General features: G+C 36.9%; 17 protein-coding genes and 1 pseudogene. All 18 read left to right on the forward strand.

Annotated features, from left to right (window positions below; translation table 11 throughout):
• Positions 1-6: 6 nt before the first annotated feature.
• A complete protein-coding gene (gene trmB / locus Q0K03_RS01200; protein WP_366774970.1) occupies positions 7-654 on the forward strand; it encodes a tRNA (guanosine(46)-N7)-methyltransferase TrmB in 648 nt (215 codons plus the stop codon).
• Complete coding sequence (locus tag Q0K03_RS01205) at positions 638-970, forward strand: thioredoxin family protein (RefSeq protein ID WP_297236880.1); 333 nt, start codon at positions 638-640, stop codon at positions 968-970. Before trmB ends, Q0K03_RS01205 begins: the two co-directional genes overlap by 17 nt.
• Positions 970-1,611, forward strand: a complete 642-nt coding sequence (locus Q0K03_RS01210) for a hypothetical protein (RefSeq protein WP_297236882.1) — start codon at positions 970-972, stop codon at positions 1,609-1,611. Before Q0K03_RS01205 ends, Q0K03_RS01210 begins: the two co-directional genes overlap by 1 nt.
• 5 nt (positions 1,612-1,616) lie before the next feature.
• Positions 1,617-2,930 (forward strand): Mur ligase family protein, encoded by a 1,314-nt coding sequence (locus Q0K03_RS01215; protein ID WP_297236884.1) that lies wholly within the window; start codon positions 1,617-1,619, stop codon positions 2,928-2,930.
• Between the two features lie 110 nt (positions 2,931-3,040).
• Complete coding sequence (locus Q0K03_RS01220; protein ID WP_297236886.1) at positions 3,041-3,418, forward strand: histidine kinase; 378 nt, start codon at positions 3,041-3,043, stop codon at positions 3,416-3,418.
• Positions 3,415-3,981, forward strand: coding sequence for a hypothetical protein (locus tag Q0K03_RS01225; RefSeq protein WP_297236888.1), 567 nt, complete (start codon positions 3,415-3,417; stop codon positions 3,979-3,981). The genes Q0K03_RS01220 and Q0K03_RS01225 overlap by 4 nt, the downstream gene beginning before the upstream one ends.
• Positions 3,982-3,983: 2 nt before the next feature.
• Positions 3,984-4,997: a LacI family DNA-binding transcriptional regulator gene (locus Q0K03_RS01230; RefSeq protein ID WP_297236889.1), complete on the forward strand. Its 1,014-nt coding sequence runs from the start codon at positions 3,984-3,986 to the stop codon at positions 4,995-4,997.
• Positions 4,998-5,037: 40 nt separating this feature from the next.
• Complete coding sequence (gene ybeY, locus Q0K03_RS01235; protein ID WP_297236892.1) at positions 5,038-5,499, forward strand: rRNA maturation RNase YbeY; 462 nt, start codon at positions 5,038-5,040, stop codon at positions 5,497-5,499.
• Entirely contained in the window at positions 5,474-5,818 is a 345-nt protein-coding gene (locus tag Q0K03_RS01240) for a diacylglycerol kinase family protein (protein ID WP_297236894.1), read from the forward strand. Before ybeY ends, Q0K03_RS01240 begins: the two co-directional genes overlap by 26 nt.
• Positions 5,819-5,828: 10 nt before the next feature.
• Positions 5,829-6,725 (forward strand): GTPase Era, encoded by an 897-nt coding sequence (era, locus tag Q0K03_RS01245; RefSeq protein WP_297236896.1) that lies wholly within the window; start codon positions 5,829-5,831, stop codon positions 6,723-6,725.
• The gene (gene recO, locus Q0K03_RS01250; RefSeq protein WP_297236898.1) at positions 6,715-7,443 is read left to right on the forward strand and encodes a DNA repair protein RecO; all 729 of its coding nucleotides are present in this window, start codon (positions 6,715-6,717) and stop codon (positions 7,441-7,443) included. Before era ends, recO begins: the two co-directional genes overlap by 11 nt.
• Positions 7,444-7,514: 71 nt before the next feature.
• A complete protein-coding gene (locus tag Q0K03_RS01255; RefSeq protein ID WP_297236900.1) occupies positions 7,515-8,420 on the forward strand; it encodes a hypothetical protein in 906 nt (301 codons plus the stop codon).
• Positions 8,421-8,423: 3 nt separating this feature from the next.
• A complete protein-coding gene (cmk, locus tag Q0K03_RS01260; RefSeq protein ID WP_297236901.1) occupies positions 8,424-9,080 on the forward strand; it encodes a (d)CMP kinase in 657 nt (218 codons plus the stop codon).
• 13 nt (positions 9,081-9,093) lie between these two features.
• Positions 9,094-10,401 carry a ribosome biogenesis GTPase Der gene (der, locus tag Q0K03_RS01265; protein WP_297236903.1) on the forward strand — a complete coding sequence of 436 codons (1,308 nt, stop codon included), beginning with the start codon at positions 9,094-9,096 and terminating at the stop codon, positions 10,399-10,401.
• A 10-nt stretch (positions 10,402-10,411) separates the two neighbouring features.
• A complete protein-coding gene (locus tag Q0K03_RS01270; RefSeq protein ID WP_297236905.1) occupies positions 10,412-11,407 on the forward strand; it encodes an NAD(P)H-dependent glycerol-3-phosphate dehydrogenase in 996 nt (331 codons plus the stop codon).
• Position 11,408: 1 nt separating this feature from the next.
• Positions 11,409-11,699 carry an HU family DNA-binding protein gene (locus tag Q0K03_RS01275; RefSeq protein WP_297236907.1) on the forward strand — a complete coding sequence of 97 codons (291 nt, stop codon included), beginning with the start codon at positions 11,409-11,411 and terminating at the stop codon, positions 11,697-11,699.
• 126 nt (positions 11,700-11,825) lie between these two features.
• Complete coding sequence (locus Q0K03_RS01280; RefSeq protein ID WP_297236909.1) at positions 11,826-12,236, forward strand: peptide deformylase; 411 nt, start codon at positions 11,826-11,828, stop codon at positions 12,234-12,236.
• A 274-nt stretch (positions 12,237-12,510) separates the two neighbouring features.
• A pseudogene (locus tag Q0K03_RS07390) lies at positions 12,511-12,765 on the forward strand (restriction endonuclease subunit R); the annotation flags it as partial.
• Positions 12,766-12,988: the final 223 nt, after the last annotated feature.

Below are 12,988 nucleotides of genomic sequence, written 5' to 3' on the forward strand. Positions count from 1 at the left end.
ATGCGAATGAGAAAAGTAAAATGGGCTGTCGAATATTTAAAAAACAGTTCAAAAAGAGTCGAAGATCCTTCTTCCTTGAAATCCCAATGGAAGAAAGATTATAAACAGCTGCATGTAGAAATCGGATGTGGAAAAGGAAATTATTCCATGGATATGGCTCGTATGTATCCGCAAGATTTCTTCGTGGCAATCGAAAAAAACGAAAGTGCTGCAGGAATCGCCGCCAAAAAATTTGATGAGGCTCAGGATTTAAACAACTTATGTTTGATCCATGGAGATGCCATCTCTATCGGCGAATGGTTCGACAAGGAAGAAATTGATGTCATTCATTTAAACTTCAGTGATCCATGGCCCAAAAAAAGATATGCCAAACGAAGATTGAGCAGTTCCTCGTTTTTAGATCAATATAAAACGATTCTTTCAAAAGATGGGGAAATTCAAATGAAGACCGATAATGAGCTTTTGTTTGAATATTCGGTTTTGGAATTTTTATCCCATGATTTTATATTAAAAGATTTTTGTGTGAATTATCGAAGAGAGCCTCATCCAGAAGATGCAATCACAGAGTATGAGGAAAAATTCATTGCTCAAAACCAGCCAATCTTTCGTTGTGTTTTGAAGAAAAAGGAGGATCCGGATGAAAACAATTCATAATCGTGAAGAATTTCAACAGGCCATTGAAAAAGATAAGGTCAGTGTTTTATTGTTTACCGCAAAATGGTGCGGTGACTGTATGTTCATCAAGCCATTTATGCCGGCTGTGGTGGAAGCGTACCCAGAGTACGATTTTTACGAAATTGACCGCGATGAAATGTTAGAGCTTGCACAGGAACTTGATATCATGGGGATTCCAAGTTTTGTCAGCTACAAAAACGGAAAAGAAATCTCTCGTTTTGTTTCTTCATTAAGAAAGACAAAACAGGAAATTGAAGATTATTTGAATGCGATAAAAGATGTGGAGGAAGCGTAATGTTTAAAGATTTGATGCAGGCAATTTTTACCGAAGAAGTCGATGCCGATGAAGAAGAAACTGTAACAGAAGAAACAAAAGAGGAAAAGAAAGAAACAGCCGATTCCTCAGCTGAAAGGACAACGGTTCAACCATCTCAGGCCGAACCAGCTCCCGTATACCAGGAACCACAGATCCAGGTCTTTGGAAATGCGGAGAAAGAACAGCCGCAAACTACACTGTTTACCGGTCTGGATGTAGACAGCATTGCCAGCGAGGAACCGCGTCCAGCGAAAAAGAAGCTGTATCGCTATGATCGATCAAAAGCTCGTCAAGTACGTCGACCACAGGAAGATTTGGAGTATACTCCTGTGATTTCTCCTATTTTTGGTAATATGAAAGAATCTCAGAAAGATACGTCTAAAGTTCATAACGCGATTGACTTAAATAAACCGGAACAAATTGAAGACTACATGACTGTCATTTCTCCAATGTACGGTGATCGTGAAGAACTTCGTCCTCGTTTAGAGAGCATTCCTAAAAAAGAAGTTGTCACTACACAAGAAACTCGCGAAGGTCTATCTCTTGATGACATGTTGGAGAAAGGCGAAAAGAACCAAACAAAACAAGCAACACTCTTTTCTGAAGACGATAAGAGGTGATAAAAGTGGCTTATCATTTTATTGGAATCAAAGGAACCGGCATGGCTTCTTTAGCGACGATTCTCTATGATCAGAACAAAGAAGTTCGCGGCAGTGACATTCCAAAATATATCTTTACCCAGGATGAATTGGAAAAAAGAGGAATCGTGATCACTGATTTTGATGAAAAAAATATCAAAGATAATGATGTGGTCATTATTGGTCTTTCTTTTGATGAATCCAATCCGGAAGTGAAGGCTGCGATTTCCAATCCAACCGTAAAAACATATTATTATAATGAATATCTCGGTGAGTTGTTAAAATCTTATACGTCGATCTGCGTAGCAGGAACGCATGGAAAATCAACGACGACCGGGATCTTAGGACATACGCTTCCTGAGTACAAATCAACCGGTTATCTGATTGGTGATGGTCACGGTCATATGCCAAAGGATGCCCAATATTTTGTCTTAGAATCCTGTGAGTTTCAGCGCCATTTCTTAGCTTATCGTCCTGATTATGCACTAATCACCAACATTGAACTGGATCATGTGGATTATTATAAGGATATGGATGACTATCTTGATGCGTTTCAGACCTTTATTCACCAAACGCAAAAACATTGTGTAATTTTTGGAGATGATCCATATCTTCCCAAACTTTCTTATGATGTCCCCGTGACAACCTATGGTTTGAAAGATACAAACGACTATCAGGCAATTCATATCGAACAAGGTCCTTTTGGAATGCATTTTGATTGTATGCATCATGGACAGCTTCTGGCTCATATTGAATTAAACGAAGTAGGGGATCCATTCCTTCAGGATGCCTTAGGCTGTTTTGCCTTATGCCATCTTCTAGGAATGCCGGTGGATCTAATCGTCGAAGGATTAAAAACCTACCAAGGAATCGCTCGACGCTTTGTTGTAGAAGAAATCAATGATTCTGCTTTGATCGATGATTATGCACATCATCCTACGGCAATTCGTTACATGATCGATTCTGCTCGAAAAAAGTATCCTGGCAAAAAAGTAATTGCACTTTATAAACCAGACCGTTATTCCAGACTTCAATATTTTCTTGATGAATTTGCACAGAGTTTAAATACGGCGGATGAAGTTATTCTCTGTGACTTCCCGAAAAATGCGGTTCGGGAAGATAAAACGATCACAGTAACGATTCAAGATCTGATGGATCGATGTCACAATGTTCAATTACTTGATGTAGACGATGCCTCAGCAGAAGTCTTAAAAACTATGGCACCGGCTGTCTATGTATTTATGTCCAGTAAAGATATTTATTTATTAAAAGATAAACTGGCAAAATTATTAAAAGACTAAAAAGCACGGAAACGTGCTTTTTATTTAAGCGTTTTCATGAAAATGAAAATATTTTCAGAATTAATGGCTTTTGTAGTATTGAAGTGTTATAATACAACCGAGGTGATATTTTGACGGTTGATGAATTTTTCTCAACTCTTTCAAAGGTTGCTGGCTGGATCCTTCCAATACTGGGAATTGTAGTTCTTGTGTATTTGATTCTGGTTTTGAAAGAGCTTTTGAAAACAATACAGGCGGCCACGAAAACATTAGATACCACGGAACAACAGTTAAGAAAGTTAGATGCTCCTTTATCTACTGCCGAAAATATTTCTCATACGGTAGACGAAGTGCATGAGACCACAAAAAAAGCTGTAAAAACATGTGCTGGTGTTATCGTAAAAAACGCTGAACAGGTCAAAAACTGGATTGGCGACATCACAAAATCTAAAAATGTTTCAAATAATGAAGAACCAATCGATCATGTAGAACAGGAGGATGCAGAATGAGCGAAGAAAATAATAATATTGTTGAAGAACTGAAGGAAGAAGCCATTAATGAACTTTCCACTTTGGAGGAAAAAGACAATAAAGACAATGAAAAAGTAATCCAGGATGCAAAAGAAAAAATCAAAGCGATTTTTGATGATCTTCAAATTTGGATCAAGCAAAATACGGAACCTGAAAAAATCAAAGAAGGTTTAAATAACGCTAAAGAAGAGACGATAAAAGTTTTAAAAAACACAAAAGAAAAAGCAATCGAGATCAGCAACTCAGAGCAGTTTAAAAATACGGTTTCTGCCGGAAAGGACTTTTTGTTGGGTGCTGGCGGTTTGATTGGTGACGGTATCAAGGCGGGAGCCGATGCGTTGATGAAGAACGAAAATATCAAGAAAGTTGTGAATGCAGCGGATGAAAAACTTGATGTTCTTCGTGAAAGCGAAAGCTTGAGAAACGCAGTAGATTCTGCGGAAGAAGTTTCCCATAAAGTTGGAGATGCCTTATTCTCTGGCATCCGTAATTTCTTCGATAAAAAAGAAGAATCTTCTTCTAACTCTGAGGAGAATGAATAGGTATGAAGCGTATTACAATTTATGATGTTGCCAAAGAAGCTGATGTTTCTTTGGCGACGGTCAGTCGTGTTATCAATGATAGTAATGTGGTACGAGAAGATACCAAACAAAGAGTTCAGGAAGCCATTGAAAAATTAGGATATAAACCTAATGCCATTGCACAGGGACTTGCTCTATCCAAAACTACAACCGTTTCTATTGTAATGAGCGAAAAACTTTTTGCTTATAATGGAAAGATTCTAAATGGTTTGATGGATGTGGCTAGAATCTATAACTACAACATTATGTTCCATACCACATCCCAGGGTATTTCGAAAATGCAGGATGTTATTGAATCCATTATTAAATCGCATGTCGATGGAGTAATTTTATTCAATGACAATTTCTCAGAAGACGAAATGGAAGTCTTACAGGAATATCAGATTCCTATGGTTGTTGTAGGAAGTCAAATCCCAGATACCAGTGTTGACAATGTAGGAAATGTCTATATCGATTTCGAACAAATGGCGTACGATATCGTAAACCAATTGTTTGAAAAGGGAATCACGGATATTTCTCTTGTGGAAGACAAGCTGAATTTAAGCATGATGGCGCAAATGCGTGCCGGTATTGACAAAGCTTTTAAAGATCATGGCTTAGAATTTAAAAAATATATTTCTTACGATGACAGTTTTAAAAGTTCCTATAATTTCTTAACAGAATATTTTAAAACCCATAAACCAAGCCAGTTTGTTTTCACTTTCCGAGATTCTCAGGCCATTGCCTTATTAAATGCTTGCAATGAAGCCGGGTATAAAATTCCAGACGATTGCCAGATGGTCTGTGTTCTCAACAATAAGTATCTGGCCATGACTCGACCAAACATCTCTACCTTCAACATTCCTGAATATGATATGGGAGCTGTTTCGATGCGCCTTTTGACAAAGATGTTAGTGGACGATGAATCCGTAAGAGAGAATCGTTCGATTGAATTGGGTTATTCCTTTATTCCTAGAGGAACTACGAAAGAACTATAGCGATATAGTTCTTTTTTTATGTTTGGTGTATAATTCTTGTATGGAAATAGTTATTATCAATGAAGCAAAAGATAAAAGTATTTATCGTTACAAAAAAGATTATCTGACCATTTTGAATAATGCTTGTAAAGTTTTAAACAAACATCAGGATTATTCTCTAAGTGTGATTTTTGTAACGCCTCAAAGAATCCATGAAATCAATAGGGAATATAGAAATATTGATCGCAGTACCGATGTAATCAGTTTTGCCTTACAGGATGATGATTCAAATATCTTTGTCCAAGAAGAACAAAATGAATTAGGCGATATTTTTATCAATGTTCAGGCTATAAGAGACCAGGCAAAAGAATATGGCCATTCCTTAAGAAGAGAAGCCTGTTTTCTTTTTTGTCATGGTCTGTTGCATCTTATGGGATACGATCACATGACAAAAGAAGATGAAAAAGAAATGTTTACACTGCAGGATGTGATTTTGAATGAAGTGGTTCGTAGGAAGATTTAAATATGCCTTTTCAGGCCTTTATTATGCTTTGAAAGATAAAAGCATCTTTCTTCAGTTTCTTTTTGCCTGTCTTGTCATTCTGGCGGGGATTTATTTCCGCCTTTCCTTAGTGGAATGGCTGTTGGTGATTCTTTGTATTACCTTGGTGCTTGTTCTTGAGATATTGAATTCGTGTATCGAACATCTTGTGGATTATATCTCGTTAGATCGAAATGAAAACGCAAAACGAATCAAGGATATGGCAGCTGCTGCCGTATTTTTAGTGAGCTTTTTTAGCCTGCTGATTGGACTTTTTGTTTTTATACCAAAATTATTATAGGAGAATAAATATGAATCATAAATCAGGTTTTATTGCCATTATCGGACGCCCCAATGCGGGAAAAAGCACTTTGCTCAACGCTTTGTTGAAACAAAAAGTAGCGATCATGTCGGATAAGCCAAATACGACCCGAAACAATATTGCCGGAATTTTGACATATCCGGATGTTCAATACGTTTTTGTAGATACACCAGGGATCCACAAACCTCAGCAGCAGCTGGGAAGGGTATTGAACAAAAATGCGTATATGGCCATGGAAGATTGCGACTGCATCGTATGGATCAATGATGCTTCACAACCTTTTGGAAAAGGTGACCAGTTTATCTTGGATCGTATTTCTTCTTTGAATAAGAAAGTTATTTTACTGTTAAATAAAATCGATACTTTAACCAAAGAGGAAATGATGAAAGTTTTAATCGATTGGCAAGATCGTTACGATTTTAAAGCTATGATTCCTATCAGTGCTTTAAAACAAGACAATCTGGATGAATTATTAAAGGTTATTAAGGAAGAATTGCCTGAGGGCGTATCTCTTTTTCCAGATGAAATGATCAGTGATCACGATGAGAATTTTCAAATTACTGAGATCATTCGTGAAAAGATCTTAAATTATACAAAAGAAGAAATTCCTCACAGTGTTGCGGTTATTTTAGAAAATCGAGAAGAAACCGAAAAACAGATTGTATTACAGGCCCTTGTGATCGTAGATCGGCCTTCGCAAAAAGGAATTCTGATTGGGAAACAAGGTTCCATGATCAAAAGAATTCGATTAAGTGCTCAAAAAGAACTTAAAAATAAATTTCATAAGAATGTATCCTTGGAATTATATGTTCGCGTGGAGAAAAACTGGCGTAATCAGGAACAAAAGATCAAAGAATTTGGATTGGATGAATTAAATGATGATTAAAATCGAAGGCATCGTTTTAAAAATCCAGGATTATAGAGAAAAAGATGCTTTGGTTTGGATCTTGACTCGTGAAGAAATATTCACAGTCCGTGCTCGAGGAGTGCAAAACTCAACTTCAAAACTGCGTCAGGTGTGCCAGCCTTTTTCTTATTGTGAATGGATCATCGATAAGAAAGAAAACGGGCTCTCTTTAATGATACAAGGACAAGCCAAACAATACTTCTATCTTGTAAACGAAGATCTTGTCATCCAAAGTCTTTGTTTTGTCATCAGTGACATGCTATCACATACGAAAATCAAACCATCCATCTATGATTTGTTTATGATGTTTCTTACAAAAATCCAGTGTAAAGATAATGAGGTCTATGGATATTGTTTGTATGTAATAAAAGAAATTCTGATCGTGGATGGAATTCAACCGTATGTAAATGGCTGTATACGGTGTCACAATAAAAAGGGAATCGAAACGTTAAGCTTTAAAGATGGCGGATTTTTATGTCATGAATGCAATCAGGGTACACAAAAAATGTCCAAAGACGAACTTCTGAAAGTCTATTCTTTATTCGTTTCCGATTTTTCTCAGCATGAACGATTGTTTCAGCTGTATACTTTCACTTTAAATGATTGTCTATATTGGATAGATTGGTTTGAATACCATACTCAGTTCCGGCTGAAAAGTCTTTCTTTTTTAAAAAAAGTTGTAGAAATGTCTTTATAGCCTTTATATAAAGGATATTGTAGAATATTTTAATATTTTGTATAATAATATGGAATGCTTAGGAGGATCATATGGCAGAAAAATTATCAAGAGTAAAACGATATGAAACATTGAGAAATCGATTGGACGAAGAAACAACGGCCGCACAAGAGGATAAAATCAACCAGGAAACTGGCTTTGCCCGTCTTTCCCGCACGCAGCATAAAAATCTGGCGCATGCAACCGATGGAAAAGCAACCACTCCTTTATATTCGTCATCAGAAGCAACAAATACGAAAAGTCCCGTAATCGAAGATCTGTTGGGAGAAGTGAAACAGTATAATATTGAACAGGGAAATCGTGTAACCGATGATACCCAAATCAATATCCTTCGTCAGTTGGAACCAACAGAAAAACATCCAATGCACCGAAATACGCACATTGTTCCTATGGAGGAAGAAGAACCCGCTCAACAGACAATGAAAATGGAAAAACCAAATGTCGAAGAAGTTGACGGTGTGGCAATGTATATGCCAAATCAGAAACTGACACGCATTAATCCGGTACAAACCAGCGTTCCTGAAGAACTTAAAACAAAAGAAGAGGAATACGAAACGGAAGAAGAGTCTGGTGGTTCTACTTATACAAATGTCATTTTGGGAAGTGATGATATCCTGGCGGATGACACCGTAGATACCGATCACTTGTCTGTGCTTGGACCGAAAGATCGAATCATTCCTGAAGTGGAAGAAGAACCTGTTCGTAAAGAAAAACGGCAGAAACCTAAAAAAGAGAGAAAACCGAAAAAGAAAGTTTCCGATTCACAGGAAATGCCATCGGCAAAGATTCGAATGAGTACTCGTGATATCGAGGATATGGAACAGGAACCAAAGAGCAAGTTTGGTATGATCATCAATGTGATCTTAGTTGTATTGGTAATTTTGTTGATCGTATCTTTAGCTTTTGTATTCTACTTTATAACTCAATTAGGAGCTTAGTGTATGCCAAAATTTAACATCGCCATTGATGGACCTAGTGGCGTAGGAAAGAGCACGATCGCCAATATTCTGGCCGATCACTATCATATGATTCACCTGGATACGGGTGCTATGTATCGATGTGTAGCTTTTTATCTTATTCAAAATCAAGTAGACATACAGAATGAGCAAGAATTACAAGAAGCTTTAAATTGTATTGATATTCATTTTGATGGAGATAAAGTATTTTTAAACAATCAGGATGTTTCTTCTCAGATCCGCTTAAATGAAATATCAATGGCAGCCAGTAAGATTTCTGCATTGCCCTTAGTTCGAAATAAACTGGTATCTCTTCAGCAGGATATCGCATCACAAAAAGGATTTATTTTGGATGGACGCGATATCTGCACGGTTGTTTTACCGAATGCAGAAGTTAAAATCTATATGGATGCCTCAAGCAAGGCTAGAGCACAGCGTCGGTATGATGAATATATTTCCAAAGGAATCGATGCGGACTATGAGGTCATTTTTCAAGATATCGTTGCTCGTGATTACCAGGATTCCCATCGAGAACATTCACCATTAAAAGTAGCCGATGATGCGGTTGTGATTGATACTTCCGATATGACCATATCGGAAGTTGTAGAAACCATTGAAAATATTATTGAAGATATAGTTTAGAAGGAGTGATTCTATGATTCAAGGTACGATTGCGATTGTAGGAAGACCCAATGTTGGCAAATCCACTTTGTTTAATCGATTGATTGGCCAAAGAAAGAGCATTGTCGATGATACTCCTGGGGTAACCCGTGATCGAATCTACGGAGAAGTAGAATGGCTTACAAAGAATTATCGGATCATAGATACTGGCGGAATCCAAATCGAAGATCAGCCCTTTGCCCAGGAAATCAATATGCAAGTTGAGATTGCGATAGAGGAAGCGGATGTCATTCTTTTTATTACTTCCTGTAAAGAAGGGGTCATGAATGATGATTTGGCTATCGCAAAGAAACTTCTAAAATCGAAAAAACCGATTCTATTGGTGGTCAATAAAGTAGATAACGAAAAGCTTTTATTAGATGCGTATGAGTTTTACGCACTGGGACTGGGAGAGCCTCATTGTATCAGCAGTACGCATGGAATCGGTATTGGTGATATATTAGATAAAATCGTTGAAGTCATGCCTGAAAAGAAATTAACACCCTATGAAGGAATGACTTCCTTTTGTGTGATTGGCCGGCCCAATGTAGGAAAAAGTTCATTAGTGAATGCAATATTAAAAGAAGATCGCGTTATTGTTTCAAATGTTGAAGGAACGACTCGGGATGCGATTGATACACCTTTTAAATACAATGGGCAAGAATATATCATCATTGATACAGCAGGAATCCGTAAAAAAGGGAAGATCTACGAAAATATTGAAAAATACTCAATATTAAGGGCTTTAAGTGCCATCGATCGAAGCAATGTCGTACTCTTTGTGATTGACGGCAGCGAAGGAATTCGCGAACAGGATAAACATGTCGCTGGACTGGCTCATGAAGCGGGTAAGGGAATCATTATCGTTTATAACAAATGGGATGCCGTTGAAAAAGATGAGAAAACCATGAATAAGATTGAGAAGGAAATTCGTGCTCAATTTGTTTATCTGGATTATGCACCCATTGCTTTCACATCTGCACTCACATCACAAAAAGTCAATCAATTGATTCCATTGATTGATCAAGTTCATGAAAATTGTACTTTAAGAATTCAAACTAATGTTTTAAATGATGTAATTCTTGATGCTCAAATGATGAATCCTGCGAAACCACATAATGGAAAACAGTTAAAGATCTATTATTCAAGTCAGGTTGGGGTAGAACCACCTACCTTCGTTTTGTTTGTCAATGATCCTGAGCTGCTTCATTTCAGCTATAAACGTTATATTGAAAATAAGATTCGTGAAGCTTTTGGCTTTGAAGGAACTCCAATCCATATCATCGCCAGAAAAAAAAGTTGAGGTGTTTACTATGAATACAGTTATTATAGGAAGTGGAAGCTGGGGTACCGCCCTTGCTCAAGTTCTTCAGGATAATAATGAAAGTGTTATCCTTTATGGAATTGAAAAAAACGAAATCGATGATATTAACTTAAATCATAAAAATTCTAAATATTTTGGCGATGTAGAGATCAATCCTGACCTGAAAGCTACCGATGATATCAACATTGTTAAAGAGGCGGATATTATTCTTTTAGCCGTTCCAACGATTGCAATCGAATCCATTTGTAAACAGATTGATACCCTGATTTCCAAAAAAGTAATTGTGGTCAATGTGTCAAAAGGTTTTCATCCTGAAACCAATGAAAGAATGTCGGAAGTCATTCGACGCTGCATCTCTAAAGAACATTTATCCAGTGTTGTTTCTCTGATTGGACCAAGTCATGCTGAAGAAGTTGTAATACGATTATTAACAACGATCGATGCTGTGAGTCTGAAAGAAGAAGACGCTATAACTGTTCAACAGTTGTTTTCAAACAACTATTTACGCATCTACACCGGAAGCGATGAAATCGGCAGTGAGCTGGGAGTCGCCATCAAGAATGTTATGGCCATAGCCTCTGGAATCTTGTCAGGATTAGGCTATCAGGACAACACCAGAGCCGCTTTAATAACTCGAGGACTGCAAGAAATGATTCGTTATGGTATGGCCTTTGGCGGTAAACAAGAAACGTTTATGGGTCTGACTGGAATTGGAGATCTTATCGTTACCTGTACTAGTAAACACTCGAGAAATTTTGAAGCCGGATATCGCATAGGTATAGAAAACACGGTTGAAAACTTCTTTAAAGAAAACAAGAAGACAGTTGAGGGTGTGCGTACAGCAAAGATCGTTCACAAAGTAGCGACACAGCATAATATTGATATGCCGATTTGTGAAGAAGTGTATCAAATTTTATACGAAGGAAAAGAGCCTAAGTTATGTGCCAACGATTTAATGCTTCGTGAATTAAAGAGGGAGTTTTAATATGGCTAAATACGTCAATAAAGAATCCCTGACAGAAATGATTTACAATGAGCTCAAGATCTCTCGCAAAGACGCAGGTCACGCTGTAGAAAGAATCTTTCAAGAAATGACGGATGCATTAGCTAACGATGGAGAAATCGATATTGCCGGGTTTGGAAAATTTGTGATTTTCAACCGCAAAGAACGGATGGGAATCAATCCAGTCACAAAAGAGAGAATGATGATCAACGCTACAAAACTTCCAAAATTCAAACCAAGTCAAACTTTAAAAAACATCTGTAATAAAAAATAAGGAAACAAATCATGATCAAAAGATTTTTTATTCTATTTTTCTGTGCATTAATTGTAGTCTCTATGATCATCGGCACAATATTGCAATACTAAGGCGGTTCAACCGCCTTTTTTGAAAGGAGTCGTCATGATAAAACATATTGTAAAAGATACATTCATCCTTCAAAGACTTTCTTCTGTGGCTACAGAGAACGATTCAGACATCGTAAAAGACCTAATAGACACATTGGAGGCAAATAAAGAGATTTGTGCTGGGATGGCTGCTAATATGATTGGTATCAATAAGAGAATCATTGCATTTCAGGACAACGGAAAGATCACTGTCATGTTAAATCCCGAAATCATTAGAATGTCTGATGCTTACAAAACCAAGGAAGGATGTTTATCATTAGAAGGGCAAAGGGAAACGACACGTTATCGGTCTATCAAAGTAAAGTATCAAGACACAAATATGAAAGTAAAGATCAAGACATATAAAGACTTTACTGCCCAGGTTATTCAACATGAGATTGATCACTGCAACGGAATATTGATTTAAATCCTTTATATCAATATATAAAAGTAGGAAGTACCTAAACCCTATGCAAGGCCTGTTATTCTCCAACTTAACTGTAAACCAATGGCCCCATTTCGGGTCTTTTTTTATACCTTTTGTACAATGTAATTGTAAACGAAAGGGGATTATTAATTAAAATCGAGAAAATCACAATCCTATTTCCAAAAAAGAAAGGCTTAGACGATATGTCGAATAGAGAAATCAAACAAACCATCATCTCAGAACTTACTAAGCCAAAACTCAGAGCTCGAGGGAAGAATGGAAACAATACATCACTGAAAAACGAAAGGAAGACCTGGATGAGATTATAAAAGAAGAACGATTAAAACCGGAAGAAACGGAACATTATATGCTGGTTGCTTTAAATGACGGATACTTTAAAACAACGGGTACTGATTTTGACCATATCCTTCCACCAATCAGTCGATTTGGAGGGAAACGTAAAACAATCAAAGAAAGAGTTGCTGAAAAGCTCAATGCGTTCTATGAAAAATATTTTGATATTTTTTAATTGCCAAATTGAACAGACGTTTATAGGCTGTTCATTATTTTAATGGTTATAGTGATATCTATTGTTTAATAAATCTGAATCATTTAGAATAGAGGTATGGAAAAAGGGTTGACATTTAGTTTAATGCGCGATTACAAACAAACAAAAAAGAGGAAGGAGAAATTAAATGAAAAAGAACGTAAATAAATTAATTGCAGCATCGCTTATTACTACTATGGGATTA

Source organism: uncultured Faecalicoccus sp. (assembly GCF_944327125.1).
Classification (GTDB): domain Bacteria; phylum Bacillota_I; class Bacilli_A; order Erysipelotrichales; family Erysipelotrichaceae; genus Faecalicoccus.

What these genes read in the sequence shown, in the direction of transcription:
- trmB (WP_366774970.1), top strand. Translation starts at nt 7, where the DNA reads ATGAGAAAAGTAAAATGGGCTGTCGAATATTTAAAAAACAGTTCAAAA.
- Q0K03_RS01205 (WP_297236880.1), top strand. Translation starts at nt 638, where the DNA reads ATGAAAACAATTCATAATCGTGAAGAATTTCAACAGGCCATTGAAAAA.
- Q0K03_RS01210 (WP_297236882.1), top strand. Translation starts at nt 970, where the DNA reads ATGTTTAAAGATTTGATGCAGGCAATTTTTACCGAAGAAGTCGATGCC.
- Q0K03_RS01225 (WP_297236888.1), top strand. Translation starts at nt 3,415, where the DNA reads ATGAGCGAAGAAAATAATAATATTGTTGAAGAACTGAAGGAAGAAGCC.
- Q0K03_RS01230 (WP_297236889.1), top strand. Translation starts at nt 3,984, where the DNA reads ATGAAGCGTATTACAATTTATGATGTTGCCAAAGAAGCTGATGTTTCT.
- ybeY (WP_297236892.1), top strand. Translation starts at nt 5,038, where the DNA reads ATGGAAATAGTTATTATCAATGAAGCAAAAGATAAAAGTATTTATCGT.
- Q0K03_RS01240 (WP_297236894.1), top strand. Translation starts at nt 5,474, where the DNA reads ATGAAGTGGTTCGTAGGAAGATTTAAATATGCCTTTTCAGGCCTTTAT.
- era (WP_297236896.1), top strand. Translation starts at nt 5,829, where the DNA reads ATGAATCATAAATCAGGTTTTATTGCCATTATCGGACGCCCCAATGCG.
- recO (WP_297236898.1), top strand. Translation starts at nt 6,715, where the DNA reads ATGATGATTAAAATCGAAGGCATCGTTTTAAAAATCCAGGATTATAGA.
- Q0K03_RS01255 (WP_297236900.1), top strand. Translation starts at nt 7,515, where the DNA reads ATGGCAGAAAAATTATCAAGAGTAAAACGATATGAAACATTGAGAAAT.
- cmk (WP_297236901.1), top strand. Translation starts at nt 8,424, where the DNA reads ATGCCAAAATTTAACATCGCCATTGATGGACCTAGTGGCGTAGGAAAG.
- der (WP_297236903.1), top strand. Translation starts at nt 9,094, where the DNA reads ATGATTCAAGGTACGATTGCGATTGTAGGAAGACCCAATGTTGGCAAA.
- Q0K03_RS01270 (WP_297236905.1), top strand. Translation starts at nt 10,412, where the DNA reads ATGAATACAGTTATTATAGGAAGTGGAAGCTGGGGTACCGCCCTTGCT.
- Q0K03_RS01275 (WP_297236907.1), top strand. Translation starts at nt 11,409, where the DNA reads ATGGCTAAATACGTCAATAAAGAATCCCTGACAGAAATGATTTACAAT.
- Q0K03_RS01280 (WP_297236909.1), top strand. Translation starts at nt 11,826, where the DNA reads ATGATAAAACATATTGTAAAAGATACATTCATCCTTCAAAGACTTTCT.